The organism is Fusibacter sp. 3D3, assembly GCF_001748365.1.
Classification (GTDB): Bacteria; Bacillota; Clostridia; order Peptostreptococcales; family Acidaminobacteraceae; genus Fusibacter_A.
The window spans coordinates 303,858-329,990 of the sequence record NZ_BDHH01000001.1 but is presented as its reverse complement, the minus strand read 5'-3'; the positions used below and the strand labels follow the sequence as shown (position 1 = coordinate 329,990).

Genomic DNA, 26,133 nt, shown 5'->3' with positions numbered 1-26,133 from the left:
TCTCGTTCTTTATATATATAAAATAATTGTGGGCGATTATCGTTGAACTCGGCCAGAGGCATCTCCGTTTACCAAAGTCATTACTTCTTCCAATGAAACGAGATTGAAATCTCCTGGAATCGTATGCTTTAATGCAGATGCGGCAGCACCAAATTCAATGGTGTCTTTTGTAGACATGCCTGAAATTAAACCATAGATAACACCTGATGCAAACGAGTCGCCTGCACCAACACGGTCCACAATTCTAATCTCATACGATTTAGATTGGTAAAAATCGGTTTCATCACAGATGATGCCTGACCAACCGTTATCTGAAGCGGAATGGCTCACTCTAAGTGAAGATACAACGTATTTGAATCCAAATTCGGCTTTCATTTCTTCGAAGATTGCCTTGTAGTTATCAATTTCAAGAGCACCTTTTGTGACGTCCGTATTTTTAGGTTTAAAGCCTAAAACTTTATCTGCATCTTCTTCGTTGCCAATACATACATCAACATATTGCATAAGGGGACGCATGATGGATTGCGCTTTCTCAGAAGTCCATAATTTCTTACGGAAGTTGAGGTCCACACTGACGGTGACGTTATTTTTTTTAGCGGCGATCAGTGCTTGTTCTGTAAGCTGTGCTGCTGAATCGCTAAGTGCAGGTGTGATGCCAGAAAAATGGAACCAATCCGCGTCTTTAAAGATTTCATCAAAATTAAAGTCTTCTGCAGTAGCAGTGGCGATTGAAGAACCTGCGCGATCGTAGATGACTTTAGAAGGTCTCATTGAAGCCCCAGTTTCTAAGAAATAGATGCCCACTCGGTCTCCGCCTCTTGCGATATAATCCGTATGAACGCCGTATTGTCTAAGGGCATTCACAGCAGATTGTCCAATTTCGTGTGTTGGCAATTTACTTACAAAGTAAGTGTCAAGGCCATAGTTTGCAAGTGAAACAGTGACATTGGCTTCACCACCACCGTAATTGATATCAAAGGTTTTACTTTGAACGAAACGGTCTGTAAGGGGTGTCGACAATCTGAGCATGATCTCTCCAAGTGTTACAACTTTTTTCATAACATTACTCCTTCGAAATTTAATTGAGCTTTCATATTTTCCTTTTATCTTAGGCTTTTTTTGCTCTAAAAGCCTTAACTTTATTGACATATTCTGCAGCCTTTGCAGTGACGACTTCATAATTACCGTCTTTTAAACCCTTTGTTAAGTCGCCGCCAACACCTACAGCGACAACGCCATTTGCGAACCACTGATCAATATTGTCAAGCGAAACGCCACCTGTTGGCATGATTTGAGCTTGTGGTAATGGCGCCTTTACAGCACTTACAAAGCTCGGTCCAAATGCACTTCCTGGGAAGAGCTTCACTACTTCAACGCCATATGAAAGCGCTTCTTTAACTTCGGTAATCGTCATACAACCTGCCATATATGGAATCTTGTATAGATTGCACATCAGTGCAATTTCTTTATCAAAATGTGGACTTACAATGTACTCGGCGCCTGATAAAATGGCTAAGCGTGCTGTTGTTGCATCCATAACCGTACCTGCGCCAATGATCATTTCGCCATTTTTAAAATGGTCACTCAATTTATCGATAACTTTATGTGCCTTTGGGACTGTAAATGTAATTTCTATCGCGGTGATACCACCTTTTAAACAAGCTTCTGCAATGAGTATGGCTTCATTTTCATCTTTTGCTCTAACAACAGCAACCACGCCCACGGCGCTAATTTTTTCTATTACCTGCCAATGCTTAAACATAAATCCTCCTAGAGAGTTTCACATTGCAAAACTCAATATCACAATGTGGAATTTGATTTCATTATACAGAACTATTGGAATTTAATCAACAAAAAAATAAAAACATTTCCTTAAAAAATAAATTAAAAGGAAATGCTGATCATTATAGGCTGTATATAACCCTTGAGGAGATAGGATTGTGCAAGTGTTACAAAGGTAGCGAAGTGGACTGAGTATACGCTTTGATTAAAACGGCTTTAGAATTTACCCATTTGCTTTGAAATCTGCAATTTTATTTTTAAAAGTTCAGGTTTTATAAGGGCCATTTTGTCATCGGTCATCCGCCCAAGTGGTCCTGAGATAGAAAGTGCGCCAATGGTTTCACCAGAATAATTCTTAAGTGAAATCGCAATACAGCGGATACCCGTTTCTTGCTCTTCGTTGTCAAAGGCAACTTCGTTTACTTTTATTTCAGAGAGCTCATTGTAAAAAGCATCTAGAGTGACAATGGTGTTGGAGGTGTATTTAATGGGATCAATAGAGTTCCAATAATGCTCTATGGCTTGAGGCGATTGTTCTGCTAAAATCGCTTTGCCCACAGCGGTACAGTATAATGGTGCTCTCTTGCCCACAAAGGAATGCATTCTTAAAGTGTGATTTGATTCGACTTTATCGATGTAAATAATCTCTTTATCATCGGGTATGACCAAATGCACCACTTCGCCGCTTAGATCTCTCATGGCTTCTAGATAAGGTCTTGCAACACTGATCAAGTCATTTTGCTTGACGATGGAGACCCCGATTTCGAAACACTTTAAAGTGAGCTCATATTGACTTGTCTGAGTATTTTGCTTGACATAGCCGATCTGAATAAGTGTATTTAAGAGCCTGTGTACGGTACTCTTATGAAGTGCTACCTTTTGAGAAAGCTCAGTAATCGTCATACTATTGTTGTGTTCCGCGATGGTTTCTATAATGTTAAAAGCCCGAACAATGGACTGGACAGAATCTGACATGATATTCTCCTTACGAATCTATTTGAGTCAAATTATATCACATTATAGCGTTTTAGAGAAAGGTGTATCGGCGATTAAAATTGACCATTGACGGCACGTGAATAAAAAACTATAATAATCGTATACGTTGTATACAATGTATACGATTATTATAAAAATTTAATAATGAATTGAGAAACTCAATTCATTTTGGACATGAGACTCATAAACTTAAAAAAAAGAGGAGAGTGAATGGTTATGTTTTCATTAAATGGAAAAGTTGCAATCGTCACAGGTTGCAATACAGGTCTAGGTCAAGGGATCGCATTGAGTTTAGCAGAAGCAGGTGCAGATATCGTGGGTGTCAATCACGTTGAGGCGACTGAAACTGAGCAAAAGGTGAAGGCTTTAGGTAGAACTTACTTTGGCATCAATGCGGACTTACTCTCTATTGCACCAATAGAGGGCATTATGGGAAAAACTTTGGAAAAATTTGGCAAAGTGGACATTTTGGTTAACAATGCCGGCATTATAAGACGAGAAGACTCTGTTGATTTTACGGAGAAAGATTGGGATGATGTTATGAATATTAACGTTAAAACCGTATTTTTCTTCAGCCAAGCTGTGGCAAAACAATTCATAAAGCAAGGCACAGGTGGTAAAATCATAAACATCGCATCGATGCTTTCTTTCCAAGGCGGGATCAGAGTGCCTTCTTATACGGCAAGTAAATCTGGCGTTAAAGGGATTACTATGCTCATGGCAAATGAATGGGCTAAACACAATATCAACGCAAATGCAATCGCACCAGGTTATATGGCAACGGATAATACAGCCGCTTTAAGAGCAGACGAAGATAGAAGTGCAGAAATCTTGAGTAGAATTCCTGCTTCAAGATGGGGAACGCCTAAAGATGTTGGTGGTACAGCAGTGTTTTTAGCATCTGAAGCTTCCAACTATATCAATGGCTTTACAATAGCAGTTGATGGTGGTTGGTTAGCGCGATAAATTTGAGGGCAATAATCAAAGGCTAGAGTGTCAAAACAACCTGTAATTTAACAAAAGATTAGGAGCGCAATATGAGTTTAGAAACGAGATATTCCAATCATCCAGAGGATTCAAAATACTATACAACAGAAGAGCTTAGAGCACATTATTTAATTGAGAAGCTCTTTATAGAAGATCAGGCAACACTTGTTTATTCGCACAACGATCGCATCATTGCGGGTGGAATCATGCCTGTTAAAGAAATACTTGAACTCAATGCGGGTAAAGAACTTGGCGTAAAAACTTTTTTTGAAAGAAGAGAGGCGGGGATTATCAACATTGGTGGTCCTGGTAAGATCACGCTTGATGGAACGATTTACGAAATGGGGCCTCGTGATGGCTTCTATATCGGCATGGGCGCTAAAGAAGTAAAATTTGAGAGTGTTGATGGCTCAAATCCACCTAAATTTTACATCAACAGTTGTCCAGCACACCAAGCGTTTCAGTCGAGAATAATTACTCTAGAGCAGGCAAATAAAGTAGATTTAGGAGATCCAAAAAGTTTAAATGTGCGTACTATCAATCAATATGTGCATCCTGCGGTTCTTGAAACGTGCCAGTTGGTCATGGGAATGACAACTCTAAAAGAGGGCAGCGTATGGAATACAATGCCTTGTCATACACATGAGAGAAGAATGGAAGTTTATCTTTATTTTGATATGTCAGAAGATACAAGAGTTTTCCATTTGATGGGCCAGCCGTCAGAGACACGACATATCGTTGTTGACAATGAGCAAGCGGTTATTTCGCCGAGCTGGTCAATTCACAGTGGCGTGGGTACTGGTAGTTACACTTTTATCTGGGGCATGTGCGGCGAAAATATTGAATTTACAGATATGGACCATGTCGATATCAAAGATCTAAGATAGAGGGCAATGCGTGCAAGGTGACCCCCTTAGACGGCCAAGTAAAGCAGCAAGCGTTCTGAGCGATGATGTTTATGAAATCTTAAAGCAGGATATATTGACTCTAAAGGTAAAACCAGGACAGACTTTGACAGAGCAAGAAATTTGTGATCAGTTTATCATTTCAAGAACACCGAGTCGCGATGTGTTGAAGCGATTGCGAAATGAGGGGCTTGTGGTGGCGATTCCTTATAAAGCGCATTATGTGGCCTTGCTGAATTATGACTATATTCAACAAATTATTTATATGAGGCATATCCTAGAAGTTAATATTGTGAAAGACCTATTGCCAATAAAACATGAGCAAATGATTTGTGATCTTGAATTTAGCTTAGAACAACAAGCACAATTGTTAAAATCCAATTTTTTACCAGAGGATTTTTACCAAATGGACAGCCAATTTCATAAAATTGGGTTTCAATATGCTGATAAACTCGCTATTTGGGAACAAATTCAAAAATCCCAGATACATTATACAAGATTCCGAATGCTCGATATCTTGATAGATAAAAATTTTGATGTGCTCTATGAAGAACATAAACAAATAGTAGAATCAATAAAATCAGGACATATAGAACAACTTGAAAAACATTTTTTGAAGCATTTAGAAGGTGGTATTTCAAGACTGAATGAGAAGGTTCATAATGAATATGCCTGCTACTTTGAACAGCCATTTTAATGTTATTTTCCTTATATATTATGGTAAATATAATCCCCTTAGTAAAACTAGAGAAGGCTGATCAGCCTTCTCTAGTTTTACTTGTACACACAACACTTTTAGGCATGGCTTTTCATACGCGCTCTAGCAGCCGTGAAGTTTAATAATTTCCAATACAAGCTCTGCAACTTTCACTAGATCTTTGATGTGGATATGCTCTTCAAGCGTGTGTGGTTTTCGCTCGCCAATGCCGAGGTTGATGGCTTTAATCCCATTTGCATTAAAGATGTTGGTGTCACTCCCGCCACCAGAGGCTGCCGTAAAAGGTTTGATCCCAATATTGGTACAAGCCATTTCCGCTATTTTGACAATATCTTCAGTGGCATCTACCTTAAAAGCATTATACATACGATTGATTTCAACTTCAACTTTTGCACCGAACTTTGCGGCAGCATTTTCAAAGCATGCTTTCATATGGTCGGATTGTGCCTTCAATTTATCGTTATTTAGAGATCTTGCTTCAGCTAGGATTTCAACTTCGGATGCAACGATATTGGTAACACTGCCACCTTGAATTGTGCCTATATTGGCGGTGGTTTCAGAGTCTATTCTCAAAAGCTTCATTTGATCTATGGCATTTGCCGCAACCATAATAGCGCTGATGCCTTCTTCAGGACACACACCTGCATGAGCAGATTTCCCTGTGATTCTAGCATGAATTTTATCTTGTGCAGGACCTTGGATTATGATTTGACCAGGGTCACCACCGCTGTCTAAAACGAAGGCGCTTTGAGATTCAAACTTTTTGAAGTCTAAATTCTTGGCACCGTGTAGACCGCCTTCTTCAAAGATACTCAATGAGATTTCAATGGGACCATGTGGGATGTCATTTTCTTTTATAACGGTTAAGGCTTCTATTATGGCTGCGATACCTGCTTTATCATCTGCGCCGAGAATTGTCGTGCCATCGCTATAGATAACATGGTCTTTGATGACCGGTTTGATATCGATGCTAGGCGAGACCGTATCCATATGGCAACTCAATAAAATGGGATCCCCATTACATGTCCCGTTTAATTTGGCGATGACATTACCTGTATCGCTACCTACTTTTTCACCTGCATCATCAATTGAAACTTCAAGACCTAATTTTTCAAGTTCAACCTTAATAAAATTTGCAAAAGCACCCTCACTTTTTGTAGGACTGGAAATTTGAACATATTGCATAAACGCTTCAACAAGACGTATTTGGTTAATCATATGGTCCTCCCTCTTGAGATAAAATAAAGTTTTGACACTCTAACTACTATTATTATACTAAAAAAATGAGGACATTCATCTTAAAATTTAGCAGAAAGTGATTAACTTCATAGAGATTTTGTGGATCAAAGCGTATACTCAGTCCGCTTTGCTACCTTCGTAACCCTTGTGCAATCCTATTGGATTGCATTCGGTGGGAGTTTGGACTCCCACTGAATTAGGAATATATCCCCCCACTTTGAGTAGGGGGATATATTCCTCAAGGGTTATATTGACTTATGTCAAAAAAATAGTAAAATTGAAACTGGCATACGCCAATAAAATAAAGTGAGGGAATCTACTATGTATTCTGAAAAAGTACTGGATCATTTTATGAATCCAAGGAATGTCGGTATGATACAAGATCCAGATGGCGAAGGAAGTGCGGGCGATCCAGAGTGTGGTGATTATTTAGAAATTACAATTCAAGTTGAGCATTCAATTATAGTGGATATTAAATTCATGGTGCACGGCTGTGCAGGTGCGATCGCAACAAGCAGTGTGCTCACAGAACTTGCAAAAGGCAAGCACATCCTTGTGGCCTATACGATTAATGAAAATGATATCGTAACGGCATTGGACCACTTACCGAAAGAGAAAATACATTGCTCTTTGCTTGGAACTGTTGCACTTAGAAACGCCATTAATGACTATAGATGTAAATGCAACAAGTAATTTCATGGAACCTAATGGGGGTAGAAGGTTGATCAACTTTTGTCGCCCGAGACTCTAGCTGACATGAAATGATGCAAAATCACCCCCTTAGAATCAAAAAAATAAAAAAAAAAAAAAATAATGTAGAATGATACATCGTTTTTATATATAATAGTAAATGTGTATGAGTGTTTTAACAGGTTTACAAAATTGAGTTGGAATATGCGTAAATACTTTATATAAAATAAATTTTGGGTAGTAATCAGGAGGATACAATTGGCTAAATTATTAGTTGAAAAAAGTGGGCCTTTAGTAGGAACAGTTAGAATAAACGGCGCAAAAAATTCTGTTCTTAAACTTATGGCAGCATCTTTGCTAGCGGAAGAGGCTTGTGTAATAGAAAGTGTTCCAGAGTTGTTAGATGTAGAAGTTATGATTACATTACTTGAATCATTAGGTCAAGTGGTTCATTATGATAGAGTGGAAGAGACGATCGAAATTAAGCCAGGTAAGGTTTTAAGATGTGAAGCGCCATATGAATTAATTCAGAAGATGCGCGCTTCATTTTTGGTGATGGGTCCTTTGCTTGCAAAAAAGGGGATTGCCAAAGTTTCAATGCCTGGAGGTTGTGCGATTGGTGCGAGACCTATTGATCTTCATTTAAAAGGCTTCCAAGCACTCGGTGCAGAAGTGACTTTAGGACATGGTTATATCGAAGCTAAAGCGGAGCATGGCTTAGTCGGTTCAGAAATCTATCTTGATTTTCCAAGTGTTGGTGCTACAGAAAATATAATGATGGCTGCCACTATGGCAAAAGGTCAAACTTCGATCCAGAATGCTGCAAAAGAACCTGAGATCATTGATCTTGCCAATTTCCTAAATGAAATGGGCGCCAATGTAAAGGGTGCAGGGACCGATACGATTAGGATCAATGGCGTGACATCGCTTAAAGGGACTAGACATCAAACTATGCCAGATCGAATTATTACAGCAACTTACATGGTTGCTGCAGCCATGACTAAAGGGGATATCACTATTGAAAATGTAGTTTCAAGCCACGTTAAGCCTATTACAGCGAAACTTAGAGAAATGGGTGTAATCGTTGAAGATGATGATGATCGAATCAGAGTGACCTCAACGGGTGGACTTAAAGCGGTTGATATCACGACATTACCATATCCAGGTTTTCCAACAGATGTTCAAGCGCCTTTCATGGCTTTATTGTCTATTTCAGAAGGCACAAGCGTGATTACAGAAACGGTGTTTGAAAACCGTTTTAGACATGTTGCTGAAATCAATAGAATGGGTGCTAATGTCAAGATCGAAGGGCATAGTGCTGTCATACAAGGTGTCAAAGCGATTCAAGGGGCACAAGTCAAAGCAACGGATTTAAGGGCAGGGGCAGCACTTGTTTTAGCAGGTCTTATAGCTGAAGGCGTTACTGAAGTGGATGATATTTATCATATTGATAGAGGCTATCCACAGATTGAAAGAGATTTAGTGAGTCTAGGTGCAAAAATCAGACGAGTTGAAGGCGAATAAGGTCAATTTTTTTATATAAATCATTAGTTTTCGTCCAGCAAAGAGCGGGAATGTTTAACCTGCGCTTTGCGATTAGACGAGAACGGGTCGGGCAAAACGCAGTTTTGACCGACAATGATCAATCATTAGTTCTCGTCCAGCTTAGAGGCAGGAATTTTCAACCTGCTCTAAGCGGTTAGACGAGAACGGGTCGGGCAAAACGCAGTTTTGACCGACAATGATTCATAGAGGATTGAGTTGTCAATAAAGAAATGATGTGGAAGGTGGATAATTCATGTTTGGAATCGGCGCTGAAATTGGAATAGATTTAGGAACGGCCAGCGTGTTGGTATATATTAAAGGCAAGGGAATCGTTTTGAGAGAACCTTCGGTAGTTGCCATTGATAAAAATACAGATCGTGTACTGGCAGTCGGCAACGAAGCACGAAAAATGTTAGGACGTACACCAGGAAATATTATCGCAATTAGGCCTCTGAAAGATGGGGTTATTTCTGATTACGATGTTACTGAAAGAATGCTCCGATATTTTATCAACAAAACATGTGGAAAAAGAAGATTATTTAAACCTAAGATTATCATTTGTGTTCCAAGTGGTGTAACAGAAGTGGAAAAGCGAGCGGTTCTTGACGCAACCACTGAAGCGGGTGGGGGCAAGACGTTTTTAATCGAAGAGCCCATTGCGGCTGCCATCGGAGCAGGCCTTGATATCACAAAACCTGATGGGAACATGGTGATTGATATTGGTGGCGGAACAGCTGATATAGCCGTTATTTCTCTTGATGGTATTGTCGTGAGCAACTCCATTAAAGTGGCTGGCGACAAGTTTGACGAAGCCATTATAAGGTATATGAGAAAAAGACATAATCTTTTGATCGGTGAGCGGACAGCCGAGGAACTTAAAATCAATATTGGAACCGCATATCCAAGGACGAAAATGGTTAAAATGGATTGCCGTGGTCGAGATTTGATTACGGGTTTGCCTAAGAATATTAGTATTTCAAGTGATGAGATGTTAGAAGCATTAAGTGAAGCTGTGAACTCAATTTGCGATGCAGTTCATGCAGTACTTGAAAAAACGCCACCGGAACTTGCTTCAGATATCAGTTCTAGAGGCATTGTGATGACAGGTGGGGGGTCGCTTTTATTCGGCCTTAACAAACAACTTGAAAAGAGAACAGGAATACCAACTTACATAGCAGATGATGCGGTGAGTTGTGTTGCAAAAGGCACAGGGATGAGTCTTGAATATTTGGATATTCTTGAGAAGAATATGATGACCACATCTTCGCGGAAGCGTTACCTATAAGATAAAAATACGAATTGAATAAGAGTATCTAAAGAGGATTTCACAACGTTTTTTTGAAAAAAAGACGCGTCGTTGAAATCCTTTTATATTTTGTATAATGGTTGAAGTCACTCATTTTTTGTGATATATTACTGGTGAAGATGTGACAAGACACATGTAATGTCATAGAAGGGGGCGTAACATGAATAGGAACACGAACACGAACACGAATATGAACATGAATACCGATATCGTTGAAAAGATTAAGGCCCTTAAAATAGAGAGAAAAGCCATTGTACTGGCACATCATTATCAAATAGAAGCCATAAAAGCAGTTGCAGATTACGTTGGCGATTCACTGGAGCTGGCAAAGATCGCCTCTGAGTGTGAAGCTGAGACGCTTATACTTTGTGGGGTGTATTTTATGGCTGAAACCGCCAAGTTACTATCACCAGATAAAAAAGTCATATTGCCAAATTTTGAAGCAGGTTGCCCCATGGCAGATATGGTTACGGCAGAGCAGTTAAGAGCAGAAAAACATAAATATCCAAATGCCAAAGTCGTTTGTTATGTCAATTCATCTGCGGAAGTAAAGGCTGAAAGCGATATATGTTGTACTTCTTCAAATGCAGTTAAAATCATGAAAAGCATAGCATCCGAACAAATCATCTTTGTGCCCGATCAAAACCTTGGACATTATACATCGAAGTACGTTCCAGAAAAAGAAGTTATTTTATGGAAGGGCTTTTGTCCGACGCATCATAGAATTAGCATGAAAGACATTGAAGCTATAAGAGCGCAATATCCAGAAGCCGAAATTTTGGTGCATCCAGAATGTAAACCCGAAATTGTAGATCAAGCGGATTTTGTGGGTTCAACGTCACAGATTATCCATTACGCAAAGACGTCTGATGCTAGGGTGCTTGTGATTGGCACGGAAGAAGGCGTTATGGAAACCTTGAAGGCCGATAGCCCTGAGAAGAAATTTGTCCTTTTGAATGCTCACTTTACTTGCCCAAATATGAAAAAGACAAGACTTGAAGACGTGTTAAGAGTGCTTGAAACAGGTGGCAATGAAATCATACTTAAGCCTGAAATTAGCCAAAAGGCTTATAATTCAATCCATGCCATGCTTGAAGCATCGAAATAGAAGGTGATGAATTGAAATCTTATGAAACGGATGTTGTCATTATAGGGGCAGGTATAGCGGGTTTATACACAGCACTGATGTTGCCTAAAGAAATGAAAATATGGATTGTTTCTAAAGCAGACAGTCAAAATACGAACAGTTATTTAGCACAGGGTGGTATTGCGGCTTCGATGATCAAAACGTATGATTCACCCTCGATGCATTATGAAGATACGCTAAAAAGTGGCCATTATACCAATGACCCTGCAAGTGTGAAAGTTTTGGTAGAAGAAGCTGAAATCAATATGCATCGACTTGAAATTTTAGGCGTTCATTTTGATCGTGATTCAAACGGTCAGTACCTTATGGGTATGGAAGGTGCGCATCGCGTTGCCCGAATACTAAGAATTGGTGATCATACAGGGAAATCCATCATGGAAGTACTCGTTGAACAGGTGAAGGCATCTGAAAATATCAGATGGGAAACGCCCTTTTTTGGAGCAGAACTCATGACGGATGGCGAAATGTGTTTTGGTGTTCGGGGATATTTAAACCAACACTATACCGAAATTTTATCCAAATGGACGGTGCTTGCGACAGGTGGTATAGGACATTTATATAGTTTCACCAGTAATGCAAATGGCATAGATGGAAGTGGTATCGCAATGGCGATCAGAGCGGGGGTGAAAACGGCACATATGCACTTAACGCAATTTCACCCCACTGTTTTCTATACGCCTGAATTGGAAGGCCGACAATTTTTAATATCTGAAGCCGTGCGTGGGGAAGGTGCAATTCTCAGAAATGCATCTTTAGAACGGTTTATGGTTAAGTATGATGAGCGGTTGGAACTTTCGCCTAGAGATGTGGTATCTTCAGCAATTGAGCGAGAATTAGCACTCCAAAGTGTGCCCTTTGTCTATCTGGATGTGACACATTTAACAAAATCATTTTTAATGGAAAGGTTTCCGACGATCTATGCGTTCTGTAAGACACAGGGCATACTCATGGAAAAGGATTGGATTCCTGTGGCGCCGAGATTACATTATTTTATGGGTGGTGTACAGACTGATCTTTTGGGGCAAACCTCCATGGGCGCTTTATTTGCAGTGGGTGAGTGTGCACATACCGGGGTTCATGGAAGGAACAGACTTGCCAGTAATTCACTTTTAGAAGCGGTTGTATTTGGCTGGCGCGTGGCAAAGGCGATTGAACAAAAGGCTCTAAAAGGAGAAGGCGTCATCAACCGGCCTTTAGATCAAGGGACAAAAATACCGAAGTTTGATTTGGATCAAGAGACTTTACGAGGCTGGATGGACATGTACATGGGAATCAATCGTGATAAGGCTGCGCTAGAGGCGCTTTGTGATCGCGTGAGTGCCATTATAGAAAATACAAAAACAGTTTCCAGTGAGACTGTAGAAGCAACAACTATAAAAGAGTCTAGCATAGAAGATATCAGCCTTTATAATGCTTTGGTCATGATGAGGGCAATGATTTGCGATGCTATAAAGGAGTTTGAGTAAAATGATTAAGCTTAAAATAGAGGAAATGATTAAGCAGGCACTTATAGAAGATATGAACTACGGGGATATCACCTCGGAAACGCTCTTATCAGGTCATGAAAAAAGCGTTGCAGATCTCATCGCAAAAGAATCAGGTGTGATTTCGGGGATAGATGTCTTTGAGAGCACTTTTAGAATGGTTGATGCAGCTTGCGAAATAGAGTGGTTTGTTTCAAATGGAGAAGGGGTTGAGAAGGGGCAGAAACTTGCGGTAATCCGTGGGCTTTCGATTCATCTGTTAAGAGCAGAACGAACGGCCTTAAACCTGCTTCAAAGAATGTCTGGGATTGCCACTTTGACAAGTCGATATGTTGAAGCGGTAAAACCTTATAATGCAAGAGTTGTAGACACTCGTAAGACTGTGCCAGGATTACGGATATTGGATAAAATCGCAGTTAAATGTGGTGGTGGCTTTAATCATCGTTTCAATTTATCAGATGCTGTTATGATAAAGGACAATCACATCAGAGCGGTGGGGAGTATTCAAGAGGCTGTAAAAAGAGCTAGAGCACATATTCCGCATACTACAAAGATAGAAATTGAGGTTGAGAGTCTAAAAGAACTCAATGAAGCGATAGATGCAGGTGCAGATATTATCATGTTAGACAATATGAGTCTAGAAGAGATGCAGGCAGCTGTGGCAATAACGGCAAAGCGAGTGATTTTAGAAGCTTCTGGGAATGTGACTTTGGATCGTGTAAGTGAAATCGCCAAAACGGGTGTGGATGTGATTTCGGTAGGGGCGTTAACACATTCTGTTAAGGCGTTGGACTTAAGTCTCAGATTTAGGAAGTAAAAAAAAAGGGAATGTTCAAGCGACGCTTGAGCATTCCAAAATGAGGAAATTGAAATTAATAAAGGGTATGGTATTTTAACCACTTTTAATATAACATTTTTGAACGTGGCATACAACAAAGAAAATATAAAAAAAAGTGAAAACCTATAGAAATAGCTGATAGTTGAATCCTCAACAATTAATTAAGAACCGTTATTAAGTAGAAAGTAATGCGGTTTGAAACCTTTATAAATATCATATAAAGACTAAAGTTTTTAGACCTGAGTGCCGATACTCTAATTGTAAAAGAGCTGGAGGTATTGATGTGATAAAAGGATTATATGTAGCAGGCACAGGTTTAATGACAAATGTACATAAAATAGATGTAATTAGTAATAACCTTGCGAATGTCAATACATCGGGTTACAAAAGGGATACGCTAGAGGTTGAATCCTTTAACAATCGTTTGTTCACCAGAATCAATGGGTCGAATTTACCCTATAAATCGGGGGCGTCTAAAGTGTCTTCTGAATCTAGAAATGGAGAATACACGGCTCAAGTAGAGCATGGTTTTTTTAGAGTGGATACAGAAAACGGTATAGATTATAGTAAATCTGTAAAGTTTTTTAAAGATAGTGATGGTTATTTAAGAACCCTCTATAAAAATGTAGGCGGGCAAGTCAATCCCTTACAAGGGGATTATGTACTTGGGAAGAACGGTCCGATTTATATAGGCGACAATGAATTTGAGCTTGATGAAGCGGGGAATATTACCTCTGGAGGTGCAACCCTAGATAATATCGTGATACAGGGGTCACCTAATGTGATCGGCACAATGAGTGCTGGTATTAGAGGTTACGCGGTTATGACGGATTTTGATCAAGGACAGCTTGAGATGACAAGTGGCAAATTCGACTTGGCGCTTAGAGGACAAGGTTATTTTAATTTGAGCACAGAGAATGGCACTTTACTCACAAGAGATGGTGCTTTCACAATAAATAATGCTGGAGAACTGGTTTCTTTTGATGGCAGCAGGGTTCTGGGGTTAAATGGTCCCATAGAAATCACAAGTGATAGCTTCACGGTCAATGAATTTGGAGAAGTGATTCAAGATGGTGAAATTTCAGATAAAATTTTGATAACAGATTATACCAACGTTGCAGATCTTGAGAAAGTTGGGGGTTCCTATTTTAGAGAGAAGCCAGAAGCTGAAATGACGGGGGAAAAGACCGAGTTTACAGGTGAGGTTGTACAGGGCTTTATTGAAGGGTCTAATACAGATGCCATATCTGAAATGATTCGATTGATTGAGATGAATCGAAATTATGAATCCAGTCAAAAAGTAGTGACGACAATTGACGACATGATCGGCAGAGCTGTCAACGATATTGCAGCTGTATAAAGTGTTTTTAGAGGAGGGTATTTGAGATGAAAGCTATGTGGTCCGCTGCATCGGGAATGAAAAATTTACAACTTAAAATAGATACGATTTCTAACAACTTGGCCAATGTCAATACGACGGGATTTAAAGGTCAGCGCATTGAATTTAAAGATATTATGTATGAGCGAATGACTCAAAGTGATCGTATTGACGGTGAAGGCCGTCCGGTGCCAATTGAAATTGGACATGGGGTAATGACTTCGGCAACTTTGAGAGATTTTAAAGGCGGTAGCCTGCAACAGACGGAAAGAGACCTAGACTTTGCCATCAACGGCGACCACTTTTTTAAAGTGATTGATCAAAATGGAAACGAAAGGTTTACAAAAGATGGTAACTTTAAAATTGCGGCAACAGAAGATGGTGCTAAACTCGTTACATCAGAAGGCTATTTTGTACAGGGGACTGACGGGGATATTGTATTAGGTGAAAATATAACAGAATTAAATGTCAGCGCCACTGGAAATATACAAATTAAGCGAAATGGCGAAGAGGAATATGAAGATTTAGGGGATTTTATGTTGGCTAAATTCATCAATCCATCTGGACTTGAGAGCGTTGGTAAAAATTTATACAAAACAACGGGTGCATCGGGTACACCTATTGAAGGCTTAGAAGAGGGCGACACGACTGAAGTAAAACAAGGTTTTATAGAAAGCAGCAATGTTGAAGTGGTCGATGAAATGATTAACTTGATTACAGCTGAAAGAGCTTATGAAATGAATTCAAAATCCATTCAGACAGCAGATAGAATGCTTGAAATTGCAAATGGGTTAAAGCGTTAAGGCTTATCCAGATGAGTTAACAATAGAAGGGATCAGGACATGAAAGTTGATAATATAGGATTGAGTAGTGTTTATCAGACTCAAATGACGGATCAAAAAAATTCGATAGAGACAGATACTTTTAAGAAAAAACTTGAAGAGGCTACAAAGACAAAAGATGAAACTAAAATCAGAGAAGCAGCAGAGCAATTTGAATCGTTTTTTGTGAACATGCTTTTTAAGGAAATGCGCAAAACGGTTCAAGAAGGTGGTTTAACTGAAAAAAGCAACGCAAGGGAAACTTTTGAAGGGTTGCTTGACGAGGAAATGTCCAAGAAAATTACTGAAGCAGGTGGGATTGGATTAGCAGATATGATGGTCAAGAATTTTTTGCGCCAATATGAATTGACTGCAGCATCTGATCCAAGTTCTGAAACTGTTCCAACTGAAAATAATTCAGCAGAAAAAATAACATTAGATGTAAAAGGCTAGAGAAAAACGCAATAAGAGGTTAATTGCAAATTATGAGACTTTACAAGAGGATCATAAGTTGGGATTGAGCTCTTATTTTAGTGGTATAAATAAGTGAGATGAGATAAAACATATAAACAAGATAAATATGTAAATGAGGTGTGTTAAATGACTGGATTAGTGCTCGAAGGTGGTGGCGCAAAAGGCGCATTTCATGTAGGGGCCGTAAAGGCATTAAAAGAAATGGGAATTGAGTATGATGCTGTAGTAGGGGCTTCAATAGGATCGATAAACGGCGCACTCATTGCAATGGGAGACCTTGAGAAACTCGAATCCCTATGGCTTAATATGAATGTTGAGGACATCATAAAGGGAGATGAGAAATTACTCGAGAAAGTGACTAAATTTGAATTTGGATCTGATTTTGATATCAATAAAATCGGCAATTTTCTGATGGAGACATTGAGGCAAGGTGGCCTTGATGTGACGCCGCTCAAGAAACTGCTTAAAGAAATCATTAATGAGCAAGAGGTCAGGGCTTCGAAGATCGAATACGGGCTTGTAACCCTTTCTTTAAGCGATTTAAAACCGATTGAAATTTTTATTGAGGATATTCCTGAAGGCAAACTTCACGACTACATCATGGCATCTGCCAATTTTCCGGCTTTTAAAATTGAAAAAATGGATGATAAACTGTTTGTGGATGGTGGGATGTTTGATAACTTGCCCATCAATATGCTCATAGAAAAAGGGTATGAGCACATTATAGCCATAAGGGTAATGGGACTCGGCAGACAGCGCAAAATTAAGAACAAAAAAAATGTGGCTATAACCATGATCAAGCCTTCTGAGAATTTGGGCAAAACATTAGAAGTCAGTAGAGAAAAGGCTGCCTATAACATAAAAATGGGATACTATGATACGTATCGCGTTTTTAAGACGCTTAAAGGCAAAATGTATTATATCAAAGGCGATATTGATGAAGATTTAGTCTTTAATGAATTAATTGGCCTTTCGGATCGCACATTAAAGGAAGTGGGGAAACTTCTGGGCATTGATAAACCCGCAAAACGCCTTTTGTTTGAAGACGTGATTCCGTTGATTAAACAACTTTTAGGTGTCCGTGACAATGCGACTTATGGTGAAATCGCACTGGCACTTTATGAATTTTTAGCGCAAGAACTCGGCATAGATCGATTTAGAATTTTGTCGTTTGAGCAACTTGTAGGCCTTGTTCATAGACGTTACCGTGAAGATAAAATCGATTTATCTTCTGGAAGAGGTGAACTCACTCAAAAATTGATTGGGATATTGTCTGTTAAAACGAATGCCCTATTCCCTCATAAGTTAAAGGCCGAAACTTTAAAACACTTATTTTTTATGCTATTTGAGACGGGCTTTTTAGTAGATGGGGAAATCCCACTATAGAAACATAGCGCAATGGCTTGATTTATAAAAAGAGATATAATAAGATATAACGAAGTAGATTGAATAGAAGATGGGAGAGATGAATATGACTGTTAGAGAAAAATACGAGCAGTGGCTTGAAAATACTTATTTTGATGCAGATTTTAGAGCGGAATTAAAGGCAATTGAAAATCGTCCAAATGAAATTGATGATCGATTTTACAGAGATTTGGAATTTGGAACAGCAGGGATGAGAGGCGTTATAGGTGCAGGCACAAATAGAATCAATGAATACGTTGTGCGAAAAGCAACTCAGGGATTTGCAAATTTTTTACTTGAAAGAGATGCTGCAATCCTTAAGGGTAAATTTGAAAAGTCAATTGTCATCGCCTATGATTCAAGACGAAAATCGTATGAGTTTGCACTGGAATCTGCACTTGTGATGGCAGGGAATGGCATAAAAGCTTATTTGTTCGATGAAGTTAGGACTACACCGGAACTGTCATTTGCTGTAAGAGAGTTGTGCTGCATAGGCGGCATCATGATTACCGCAAGTCACAATCCACCGGAATACAACGGTTACAAAGTGTATGATGAAACAGGGTGTCAGTTGGTACCGGATCTAGCAGATGCGCTTATAGAGCATGTTAATCAAGTAGCGGATTTTGAGCAAGTTAAGCGAACGGATAAGAAAAGGGCACTTGCAGAGGGACTTTTTAAAATGATCGGTGAAGATGTGGATTTGCCTTATATAGAAATGGTCAAAAAGGTTTCTGTAAGACCAGAGCTCCTAAAGAACTCAACGCTTAAAGTGGTGTACACCCCTCTTCATGGGACTGGCGGCGCAACGATAAAACGCGTTCTCAAGGAAATGGCTTTTTCAAATTTGATAGAAGCGAGTTCACAGATGCAACCAGACGGTGAGTTTCCAACCTGTAAAAAACCAAATCCAGAAGAGTATGAGGCTTTTGAAGTTGCGATAGAATATGCTGAAAAGCATGGTGCAGATTTAGTGATCGCAACCGATCCAGATTGTGATCGCATTGGTTTGCTCGTTAAAGATAAAAACGTGTATCGTGTATTAAATGGCAACCAAATCGGCGCTCTTTTCATGGAATACTTGCTCTCATCAAGAGGCGATTTAACGCCTGAACATTATGTGGTCAATACAATCGTCTCATCAGATCTTGCCAAAAGACAGGCTGATCATTATGGCGTAAAATTGATTCAAACTTTGACAGGTTTTAAATTTATAGGAGAACAGATCGAAAAAGATGAACCTCATTTTGTCATGGGCTATGAAGAAAGTTACGGTTATCTATTCGATCCACATGTGAGGGATAAAGATGCTGTTATGGGAACCCTCATTGCGATTGAAATGGCAGAATATTTTAAGCAAAAGGGGTGTTCTTTGTTAGAGCAGCTCGACTCAATTTATAAGAAACATGGTTTTTTCATAGAGGAGACCATTTCTAAGAAGTTTGAAGGTAAAGAGGGACATTCTGTCATGATGTCCATTATGGCGAGATTCAGAGCGCATGCGGCGGATCATTTTGAATTTGAGCGGATCATCGACTTTTTAAATGATGATACAGGGCTTCCGAAATCTGATGTGCTTAAATACTATTTAGATGAAGATTCTTGGTTTGTCTTAAGACCTTCTGGAACTGAACCGAAGCTTAAAATTTATTTTTCAATTCAAGCGGAGACACCAGAGGAAGCAAAACAAAAATTGGAATATTATAAATCCTTCATTGTTGCCGAGGTCGTTTCTTAATGAATCGATCAAAATTAAAATTTCTAAATGCAAAGGCCACCAACACCAGGTTAATGGGTGTTGTTGGTCTTGTGTGCGAATGGCAAAATACACAAAATGAGCGGATTACTCAAATCTTTCATCTGGACTATGAGGCCTATGGCATTGATGGGTTTTATCATTTTCTAGAAGGCGCCCCCAGAGAGATTCAAAATACCATTTTAGGGGTCACAGGCGGGCTCGGGGGTATCTTTGTAGAGATAAACTATGAAGAATTTGTATTCTTGATTAAGTCTGCCTATATTGTAGATCCGAATTCAATTGAGTTATTGGTAGATTTTGAAAGCTTTAAATTGGATTTTGAAACGCTTTATACAGGTCTTACAACAGATGAGGAGATTCAGCTTTATCAAAGACTTTGCCCAGATGTAGAGCATGAAATATCACTTCTGAATTACTTTGTGATGCGGACGGTAGGCTGTGATTATCCCCCTACGATGCTTTTGTGGAAAGAGGGTCTAATAGATGAAGCTTTTGAAATTGTGGATGAACCCTGCAGCTTATTAAAAAACACTACAACTTGTATGTCTGAAACGGATCAAAAAGCAATCTATCACTGTGAAGCGCTTATCGATTTTGAAACGCGTTATAAAATCGTCGTCATCGAAATTGAGATTGATAAAGCCGTTATGAAGGTTGAGAAGGCTGGGGTTATTGAAAGTTTGGAAATCTCTAGTATTGAAGCTTCGTTTAATCTAAACAAGCCTGAATATATGATGATTTTAACGCTTGAGGATGCTTTTTTTGAAAGAAGATTTCACGATCAAAATCCAGAAATGATGTGTTTTGAGTATTATAATGGTAGGCTTTACAGCGAGTTTAATCCACATAATGACCATGTCGGTGAAAATCCCTACTATTTAAACGGCGATTTATTTGCGCTCTATTTTTTCACAAGCGATGGACAACTCGTTGTGGGGGCGTTGAATAAGGAAGCCTTAGCGGCGGTAGATCAAGCTTTTAGTGACAATCTAGTCTATGAGGAGAGTATGCAGTTTATATGCGAAGTCAAAACAGATCATCCTGTCCTGTACTCTTTTATGAACAGTGCCTATGACAATATTTTTGACTTTTTAGAAAATTGGAGGGGCTAGATGGCTGTAATGTCTCAAGTGAATTAAATTTTGTTCGCAATTTAGCTATTGCGTTATTGATAATCATGTGCTATTATGATCTAGTAAATTTAATAGTAATCCTTATCAAGAGCGATGGAGGGAATAGGCCCTATGAAGTCCAGCAACCGGTTTTACACGGTGCTAAATCCTACAGATATGATAAATATCTGGAAGATGAGGTTGTGAGAATGCTCGCCTCTTCTTATGAAGAGGTTTTTTTGCGACTAGAATTCATCAATGAGATATAAAAGGATTATCAAAACTATAATGATTAATGGAGGTGTCGTAGAATGGCAAGAAGATTATTTACTTCTGAATCTGTAACTGAAGGTCATCCAGATAAGATCTGTGACCAAATTTCCGACTCAATTTTAGACGCAATCTTTGCACAAGATCCAAATGCAAGAGTTGCTTGTGAAACATCTGTGACAACAGGTTTGGTTTTGGTTGCTGGAGAAATCACAACAAACTGTTATGTAGACATTCAAAATGTGGTTAGAGAAACCATTAAGGGCATTGGTTACGACAGAGCTAAGTTTGGTTTTGACGGGGATACCTGTGGTGTGCTCGTGGCGATAGATAAGCAATCTGATGATATTGCAATGGGTGTTGATAGAGCACTTGAGAGTAAAGAGGGCAATATGGAAGATGAAGTGGGTGCAGGAGATCAAGGGATTATGTTCGGTTTCGCTTGTAATGAGACACCAGAATTAATGCCGCTTCCAATTTCACTGGCTCATAAACTTGCGAAGCGATTGACTGATGTTAGAAAAGACAACACTTTGGAGTATTTAAGACCAGACGGTAAAACGCAAGTGACCATTGAATATGATGAAAATGGAAAGCCCGCTAGAGTGGATACTGTGTTAATTTCGACTCAGCACGGACCAGAGGTTGAGAGAGATCAAATAGAAGCAGATTTGATTAAGCATGTAATTAACCCCATTATTCCAGCAGAACTCTTGATCAATACGCGAATTTTAGTCAATCCAACGGGTCGATTTGTAATTGGTGGACCTCAAGGAGATGCAGGCTTAACGGGTAGAAAAATCATTGTAGATACTTACGGTGGTTACTCTAGACATGGCGGTGGTGCTTTTTCTGGAAAAGACCCTACAAAAGTGGACCGTTCTGCTGCTTATGCAGCAAGGTATGTTGCAAAAAATCTTGTTGCAGCTGGCGTTGCGGATAAATGTGAGCTTGAACTTGCTTACGCAATCGGCGTTGCACATCCTGTTTCGATCATGGTTGAAACTTTTGGTACAGGTAAAATTGACGATGAGCGCATCATAGAGCTCGTTGCAAAACACTTTGATTTAAGACCAGGTGCAATCATTAGAGAACTTGACCTCAGAAGACCTATTTACAAGCAAACGGCTGCTTATGGTCACTTTGGTAGAACAGATATCGATTTACCTTGGGAAAAAACGGATAGAGCAGAAGCGATTAAGAAAGACGCTTTTGGGGCGTAATTTTATTCACTAGATTAAGGGCATCCCCCCACCCTATATATATGCTTACTGAACAAGAGTCCTCGGCGGTTCCCGCCTGCGGATTGTTCATCCAGCATATATATAGGGTGGGGGGATTTCAACTTTATAGTGTATTAAATTACTTTACAGGTTGATGGACTATATGCTTCCTGAACAAGAGTCCTCGGCGGTTTCCGCCTGCGGATTGTTCATCCAGCATATATATAGGGTGGGGGGATTTCAACTTTGTAGTGTATAAAATTACTTTACAGGTTGATGGACATCGTCCATTTTAAACGCAAAATAAGGCACAGAGTTGGGAATGGTCAACCCGATGCCTTATGTAAAGATGTCAATTCAAAATATGTCTAATAATAGCTTTACTTATTTTTTATTTCGTTTAAAGAATCGTGAATTTTGAAAATTACAATTAAAAGTTCACAGTAAACTCTAACGACGATTGGCGATATCACCAGTGTTAATAATCCTAAAAGCACTTGTATGCCGCCGCCAAAATGTGATCTCATACCGCTTAATATCATACTTAGTCCAGTGAGGGTAGACAATAAAATGCCGATGTAGAAAATAATTTTAATTAAAGTAGGGGTAATCATTTTATCAAAACTTAGAAATGTTTTGACAAGCCCTTCCTTTTGGAGTTCTTTCTTGACGTCGTCAAAATCTTTTTTCATATCTTCCATGCGTTTTGACCTCCTTATAATAGTTTTTCCATTCCGAATAGGAAATGATTGAGCATCATCCGTATGTTAACAATAATAGCATAATATGAATGAAATTTCTATTATATATAAGATTAGAGTGTCAAAAAAACAGTTACCCCTCTACCCTATGCTGTATCGCGAATTTCCCGTAAACGACATCATAGGATAGAGGGTTGCTTATCTTTTGGATTTTGATGCCTTACAGCTACACTGGCGTTGGATCTTAAATCAAAATTTATTGTATTCTACTTAGGCTTATAAAATCAGCACCAATGCCACCTTCTGACTGATACATATAGGAAGTTGAAATGTCTTTAAGGAGCATGGTAACCTTCAAAGACTGTCCTGATTTAATCAGTTCAATTTCTTCAGCGGTTAAATTTGCTTCAAGTTCCTCTTGATTTCTAATGACGCATGAAGAAAAAGTTTGGTCAAAAATATATTGATCTGGGAATTCAATTTTGATTTTATAATTCAAAAGCTCGGTATCTTGAAAAACAAATATATAAGCCTCCCAAAACTCAGCATCATAAAATAACTCACCGCTTATACTGGTCGAACCTTCTAGTGTATAATCAACCGTAGAATCGCCTGCTTTAAATTGATTCCCCTTTACAACTAAACCAGCTATAGCAGTGCCATTTTTAAGATCTTGAAGATTGTATTCAATACTCTGACCTTGATCTTCGCTTGGATTAGATACATCAGATAAAACATAATGATCGCCATCAGTGATGATAAATTTTCCAGAATCAATGAGTTTATCAACGGCAGTTTTAAACATTGAATCTGTTTGATAGAGTATAAATTCGTGAATGTCCTCAGGATAAGTCGCTATATCCATACTGAATTCTATCATTGTGTTGAAAACAGTTTCATAGAATTCAAGACTATAATCTTCTTGAGTACGATCAATAAGATCGGAATGATTGTTAATTGAAATGATTTTATCAATCTGTGCGCTCAGGAGATTCCGGTCATCTAATCGAAGGGAGTCCTTTGTTATTGAGACGGAGATAGGGATATTGTTATAATATTGTCCTGATAAAATGGGGCCATCTGGAGAATATTCGAAAAGCGTTCGATCTAAATATTTTGAAAAGTATGCATCTTGAAACCCTATCTCGGAGTAACTTTTTCCATTAAAGACGATAGGTTCATCCAGTAGGATACCCTCTTCAAAGGGACTGGGGTTAATCGTGATGAGCCCTGTGATGACTTGAGCGTCTGTATTAATTTCAGTATTTGTGTTGGATTGATTTGCTTCAGCTTCAGCTTCAAGTTCAGCTTTAATTTCAGCACGAATGACTTCTTCTGATTTCCGTGCACACCCAGAAAAGAGTATCAGGCTTAAACAGAGCAAAATGGATAAAATGATTTTTGATTGAGCCTTCATATAGAGACCTCCCTTATTCAAATGCAAGGATTTCATATTGATCATAATCCCTGACTGTATCTATTACATAATCAACATCCCTTGTAAATCCTTCGCCTAGATCTACCGTGCCTTTGATTTTTATGTGGGAAACATCTGAACTATAAAGTGCAAAGGCATTGATGAGTTGATTGCTTACGTCGCCAACGTTTTCAACTTCGCCGATTGAATCCATAGAGCCATAATAAGTGATGCTTACATTTTTAAGCGTTCCTAAAACAGCAAAAGTAATTTTGGTATTATTGGGATTATCGCTGAAACTGATGTTGTTTGTTGTCAATTTAGATTGATTTATACCTGTATACCATGGCATGAGCACAAAACTATAATTTTCATAAGATAGAGGGGTGTCATTGACAATTTCATTTTCAAAGCCAGTTAATTTCATGCTGCCTAATGTTAAATCAGAATTTGCAGTTTCATAGGCTAGGCTGATTTGATTGTTTAAGTCTTTATCTAGTCGGACGCCCAATGTACAGTAAAATTGTCCGCGATCATCAAATACATCTCTAACCGTTGATCCGTCTTTGAGCTGAGCGAGGACTACAAAATGCTCGTATGGTGAATCCTTTAAATCAGTAACGTACTGACCATCATTTATATAGACAGTAGACATGCTGTTCAAATTGTAATAATAAGTTTGGTAAGGCTTGGCTTTCGTTGTGAAATATATTCTTGAAGGATCAAATGAAGAAGGTGTTGCATAATCTATTTCAATAGGGGTTAAAAGCACTTCTTCGTTTCCTGTATTGTGATAAGTGATGTAGAGTTGATCCTTTTTTACATGGACATCATAACCTTGATGGTAATCGTTTGTAATAGAAGTGGATGATGTCGATTCAGAGGTTGTGGATGGACTCGCATCGAGTTCAGAAAAATTCTCCCCAATTTGGCCACGCTCATATTCTGCAGTGTCTGGATTAAAGGCATAGTTTAGATTGATCACACTGATAATTTTTTCTGCGCCATTGGCATCGACACTTTTAACTTGATAGCTATAGTTGAAATCAGAATAGCCATTATTAAGTGTAATAGTCCCTGCACCTTCTTGATAACTTTGATTTCCGGCACGATAGTCAGTATAGAGTGACTCATGCGTTAACAATTTAACTTTGTTTCCGTCGAAATAAGCAATATCGATGTAATTGCCATTAAGACCTGAACCATGTGGTGTTCCGTGTATAATGATAAAGTCACCGTTAATTTCAATTGTGGTGTTACTTTCTGTAAAAATCTCATCAGACTTTATGGGCTCAATTTTCCCAGAATCTGAAGTTAAGAAGATCGCGGCGGAATACCCTGATGTATCAACGATTGCAACATCTAGATGTCCTTCTCTGGTAATATCTGAGTAGGTTAAATTCCAATTTAAATTAAATGCCTCAGGTGTTAATTCTGGATAAATTGATTTTAAATACGGATATACGATTTCATCGTTTTCAGATTTTGCAGTGCCTAAAAGTGCATTTGTATCCGCTGCATTATTTTCAGCTGATTTTGTTTCTGATGCCATTTCGGCTTTGAGCTCTGCTCTGATTTCTGCTTCGCTTTTTTGACACCCAACCGTCAAAAATAGACTTAAGATAATGATGAACGCAAGTAAAGATTGTCTTCTCATATAACCTCCCAAAGTTAATTGTTAAATATAGTTCATTTTTAATTCTACTATCTGTGAATAATAATTGCACTAATAATATTGTCTAAAATCTAAAGAATATTAATGTATTTGTATCTTGGAAAGTAAATAACAAAAATGCTATACATTAGACTTGTAAAATGCTTTAGGGGCAATGCATAGCACCCGCATTAAATTGAGAAATATAGATTTTATGAAAAAATCATATCGGTCACTATAAAAACTATGATAAACTATGATAAACTATGAACGTGAGTTCTAA

Annotated in this window: 23 protein-coding genes and 1 riboswitch; of the genes, 16 read left to right on the top strand and 7 right to left on the bottom strand. The window is 38.7% G+C overall.

Going from position 1 to position 26,133, the window contains the following annotated elements; genetic code table 11:
• Positions 1-36 precede the first annotated feature (36 nt).
• The 3 genes from F3D3_RS01410 to F3D3_RS01400 form a co-directional block, all read right to left on the bottom strand.
• Positions 37-1,059: a sugar kinase gene (locus F3D3_RS01410; protein WP_069870484.1), complete on the bottom strand. Its 1,023-nt coding sequence runs from the start codon at positions 1,057-1,059 to the stop codon at positions 37-39.
• A gap of 49 nt (positions 1,060-1,108) precedes the next feature.
• On the bottom strand, positions 1,109-1,762 hold the full coding sequence (locus tag F3D3_RS01405; RefSeq protein WP_069870482.1) for a bifunctional 2-keto-4-hydroxyglutarate aldolase/2-keto-3-deoxy-6-phosphogluconate aldolase: 654 nt from the start codon (positions 1,760-1,762) through the stop codon (positions 1,109-1,111).
• A gap of 236 nt (positions 1,763-1,998) precedes the next feature.
• The gene (locus F3D3_RS01400) at positions 1,999-2,757 is read right to left on the bottom strand and encodes an IclR family transcriptional regulator (RefSeq protein ID WP_069870480.1); all 759 of its coding nucleotides are present in this window, start codon (positions 2,755-2,757) and stop codon (positions 1,999-2,001) included.
• A 231-nt stretch (positions 2,758-2,988) separates the two neighbouring features.
• On the opposite strand from F3D3_RS01400, the gene kduD reads away from it, so the two are divergent.
• The 3 genes from kduD (at position 2,989) to F3D3_RS01385 (ending at position 5,367) form a co-directional block, all read left to right on the top strand.
• A complete protein-coding gene (gene kduD / locus F3D3_RS01395; protein ID WP_069870478.1) occupies positions 2,989-3,744 on the top strand; it encodes a 2-dehydro-3-deoxy-D-gluconate 5-dehydrogenase KduD in 756 nt (251 codons plus the stop codon).
• 71 nt (positions 3,745-3,815) lie between these two features.
• Positions 3,816-4,652 (top strand): 5-dehydro-4-deoxy-D-glucuronate isomerase, encoded by an 837-nt coding sequence (kduI, locus tag F3D3_RS01390; protein ID WP_069870476.1) that lies wholly within the window; start codon positions 3,816-3,818, stop codon positions 4,650-4,652.
• 10 nt (positions 4,653-4,662) lie between these two features.
• A complete protein-coding gene (locus F3D3_RS01385) occupies positions 4,663-5,367 on the top strand; it encodes a GntR family transcriptional regulator (RefSeq protein ID WP_139131982.1) in 705 nt (234 codons plus the stop codon).
• Positions 5,368-5,490: 123 nt separating this feature from the next.
• Here F3D3_RS01385 and F3D3_RS01380 read toward each other — a convergent pair whose 3' ends face one another.
• Complete coding sequence (locus tag F3D3_RS01380) at positions 5,491-6,606, bottom strand: M20/M25/M40 family metallo-hydrolase (RefSeq protein WP_069870473.1); 1,116 nt, start codon at positions 6,604-6,606, stop codon at positions 5,491-5,493.
• Between the two features lie 342 nt (positions 6,607-6,948).
• Here F3D3_RS01380 and F3D3_RS01375 point away from each other — a divergent pair, with 342 nt between their 5' ends.
• The 13 genes from F3D3_RS01375 to metK all read left to right on the top strand — a co-directional run bounded on the left by F3D3_RS01375 (position 6,949) and on the right by metK (position 22,078).
• The gene (locus tag F3D3_RS01375; protein WP_069870470.1) at positions 6,949-7,320 is read left to right on the top strand and encodes an iron-sulfur cluster assembly scaffold protein; all 372 of its coding nucleotides are present in this window, start codon (positions 6,949-6,951) and stop codon (positions 7,318-7,320) included.
• A gap of 255 nt (positions 7,321-7,575) precedes the next feature.
• Positions 7,576-8,841, top strand: coding sequence for a UDP-N-acetylglucosamine 1-carboxyvinyltransferase (gene murA, locus F3D3_RS01370; RefSeq protein ID WP_069870468.1), 1,266 nt, complete (start codon positions 7,576-7,578; stop codon positions 8,839-8,841).
• A 274-nt stretch (positions 8,842-9,115) separates the two neighbouring features.
• Positions 9,116-10,147 (top strand): rod shape-determining protein, encoded by a 1,032-nt coding sequence (locus tag F3D3_RS01365; RefSeq protein WP_069870466.1) that lies wholly within the window; start codon positions 9,116-9,118, stop codon positions 10,145-10,147.
• Between the two features lie 181 nt (positions 10,148-10,328).
• The gene (nadA, locus tag F3D3_RS01360; protein WP_242877056.1) at positions 10,329-11,276 is read left to right on the top strand and encodes a quinolinate synthase NadA; all 948 of its coding nucleotides are present in this window, start codon (positions 10,329-10,331) and stop codon (positions 11,274-11,276) included.
• 11 nt (positions 11,277-11,287) lie between these two features.
• On the top strand, positions 11,288-12,781 hold the full coding sequence (locus F3D3_RS01355) for an L-aspartate oxidase (RefSeq protein WP_069870464.1): 1,494 nt from the start codon (positions 11,288-11,290) through the stop codon (positions 12,779-12,781).
• A gap of 1 nt (position 12,782) precedes the next feature.
• Positions 12,783-13,616: a carboxylating nicotinate-nucleotide diphosphorylase gene (gene nadC / locus F3D3_RS01350; RefSeq protein WP_069870462.1), complete on the top strand. Its 834-nt coding sequence runs from the start codon at positions 12,783-12,785 to the stop codon at positions 13,614-13,616.
• 304 nt (positions 13,617-13,920) lie between these two features.
• Positions 13,921-14,997, top strand: a complete 1,077-nt coding sequence (locus tag F3D3_RS01345) for a flagellar hook-basal body protein (protein ID WP_069870460.1) — start codon at positions 13,921-13,923, stop codon at positions 14,995-14,997.
• 26 nt (positions 14,998-15,023) lie between these two features.
• Positions 15,024-15,818, top strand: coding sequence for a flagellar basal-body rod protein FlgG (gene flgG / locus F3D3_RS01340; RefSeq protein WP_069870458.1), 795 nt, complete (start codon positions 15,024-15,026; stop codon positions 15,816-15,818).
• Between the two features lie 39 nt (positions 15,819-15,857).
• Complete coding sequence (locus tag F3D3_RS01335) at positions 15,858-16,289, top strand: rod-binding protein (protein WP_069870456.1); 432 nt, start codon at positions 15,858-15,860, stop codon at positions 16,287-16,289.
• 147 nt (positions 16,290-16,436) lie between these two features.
• Positions 16,437-17,696 (top strand): patatin-like phospholipase family protein, encoded by a 1,260-nt coding sequence (locus tag F3D3_RS01330; protein WP_069870453.1) that lies wholly within the window; start codon positions 16,437-16,439, stop codon positions 17,694-17,696.
• Positions 17,697-17,781: 85 nt separating this feature from the next.
• Positions 17,782-19,452, top strand: a complete 1,671-nt coding sequence (locus F3D3_RS01325) for a phospho-sugar mutase (protein ID WP_069870452.1) — start codon at positions 17,782-17,784, stop codon at positions 19,450-19,452.
• Positions 19,452-20,585 carry a hypothetical protein gene (locus F3D3_RS01320; protein WP_069870450.1) on the top strand — a complete coding sequence of 378 codons (1,134 nt, stop codon included), beginning with the start codon at positions 19,452-19,454 and terminating at the stop codon, positions 20,583-20,585. Before F3D3_RS01325 ends, F3D3_RS01320 begins: the two co-directional genes overlap by 1 nt.
• Before the next feature lie 99 nt (positions 20,586-20,684).
• Positions 20,685-20,787: riboswitch (SAM riboswitch) on the top strand.
• A gap of 109 nt (positions 20,788-20,896) precedes the next feature.
• The gene (gene metK, locus F3D3_RS01315) at positions 20,897-22,078 is read left to right on the top strand and encodes a methionine adenosyltransferase (RefSeq protein WP_069870448.1); all 1,182 of its coding nucleotides are present in this window, start codon (positions 20,897-20,899) and stop codon (positions 22,076-22,078) included.
• A gap of 380 nt (positions 22,079-22,458) precedes the next feature.
• Here metK and F3D3_RS01310 read toward each other — a convergent pair whose 3' ends face one another.
• The 3 genes from F3D3_RS01310 to F3D3_RS01300 form a co-directional block, all read right to left on the bottom strand.
• Positions 22,459-22,779: a DUF4282 domain-containing protein gene (locus tag F3D3_RS01310; RefSeq protein WP_207645333.1), complete on the bottom strand. Its 321-nt coding sequence runs from the start codon at positions 22,777-22,779 to the stop codon at positions 22,459-22,461.
• 256 nt (positions 22,780-23,035) lie between these two features.
• Positions 23,036-24,196, bottom strand: a complete 1,161-nt coding sequence (locus F3D3_RS01305) for a hypothetical protein (protein ID WP_069870445.1) — start codon at positions 24,194-24,196, stop codon at positions 23,036-23,038.
• A gap of 13 nt (positions 24,197-24,209) precedes the next feature.
• Positions 24,210-25,853 (bottom strand): hypothetical protein, encoded by a 1,644-nt coding sequence (locus tag F3D3_RS01300; RefSeq protein ID WP_069870443.1) that lies wholly within the window; start codon positions 25,851-25,853, stop codon positions 24,210-24,212.
• Between the last annotated feature and the right edge of the window lie 280 nt (positions 25,854-26,133).

Bases quoted from the DNA above. Each gene is read 5' to 3' on its own strand.
- nadA (WP_242877056.1), top strand. From the start codon at position 10,329: ATGAATAGGAACACGAACACGAACACGAATATGAACATGAATACCGAT.
- F3D3_RS01330 (WP_069870453.1), top strand. From the start codon at position 16,437: ATGACTGGATTAGTGCTCGAAGGTGGTGGCGCAAAAGGCGCATTTCAT.
- F3D3_RS01375 (WP_069870470.1), top strand. From the start codon at position 6,949: ATGTATTCTGAAAAAGTACTGGATCATTTTATGAATCCAAGGAATGTC.
- F3D3_RS01335 (WP_069870456.1), top strand. From the start codon at position 15,858: ATGAAAGTTGATAATATAGGATTGAGTAGTGTTTATCAGACTCAAATG.
- nadC (WP_069870462.1), top strand. From the start codon at position 12,783: ATGATTAAGCTTAAAATAGAGGAAATGATTAAGCAGGCACTTATAGAA.
- F3D3_RS01405 (WP_069870482.1), bottom strand. From the start codon at position 1,762: ATGTTTAAGCATTGGCAGGTAATAGAAAAAATTAGCGCCGTGGGCGTG.
- kduI (WP_069870476.1), top strand. From the start codon at position 3,816: ATGAGTTTAGAAACGAGATATTCCAATCATCCAGAGGATTCAAAATAC.
- F3D3_RS01325 (WP_069870452.1), top strand. From the start codon at position 17,782: ATGACTGTTAGAGAAAAATACGAGCAGTGGCTTGAAAATACTTATTTT.
- F3D3_RS01300 (WP_069870443.1), bottom strand. From the start codon at position 25,853: ATGAGAAGACAATCTTTACTTGCGTTCATCATTATCTTAAGTCTATTT.
- F3D3_RS01310 (WP_207645333.1), bottom strand. From the start codon at position 22,779: ATGGAAGATATGAAAAAAGATTTTGACGACGTCAAGAAAGAACTCCAA.
- F3D3_RS01400 (WP_069870480.1), bottom strand. From the start codon at position 2,757: ATGTCAGATTCTGTCCAGTCCATTGTTCGGGCTTTTAACATTATAGAA.
- metK (WP_069870448.1), top strand. From the start codon at position 20,897: ATGGCAAGAAGATTATTTACTTCTGAATCTGTAACTGAAGGTCATCCA.
- F3D3_RS01365 (WP_069870466.1), top strand. From the start codon at position 9,116: ATGTTTGGAATCGGCGCTGAAATTGGAATAGATTTAGGAACGGCCAGC.
- F3D3_RS01320 (WP_069870450.1), top strand. From the start codon at position 19,452: ATGAATCGATCAAAATTAAAATTTCTAAATGCAAAGGCCACCAACACC.
- F3D3_RS01380 (WP_069870473.1), bottom strand. From the start codon at position 6,606: ATGATTAACCAAATACGTCTTGTTGAAGCGTTTATGCAATATGTTCAA.
- F3D3_RS01305 (WP_069870445.1), bottom strand. From the start codon at position 24,196: ATGAAGGCTCAATCAAAAATCATTTTATCCATTTTGCTCTGTTTAAGC.
- flgG (WP_069870458.1), top strand. From the start codon at position 15,024: ATGAAAGCTATGTGGTCCGCTGCATCGGGAATGAAAAATTTACAACTT.
- F3D3_RS01410 (WP_069870484.1), bottom strand. From the start codon at position 1,059: ATGAAAAAAGTTGTAACACTTGGAGAGATCATGCTCAGATTGTCGACA.
- kduD (WP_069870478.1), top strand. From the start codon at position 2,989: ATGGTTATGTTTTCATTAAATGGAAAAGTTGCAATCGTCACAGGTTGC.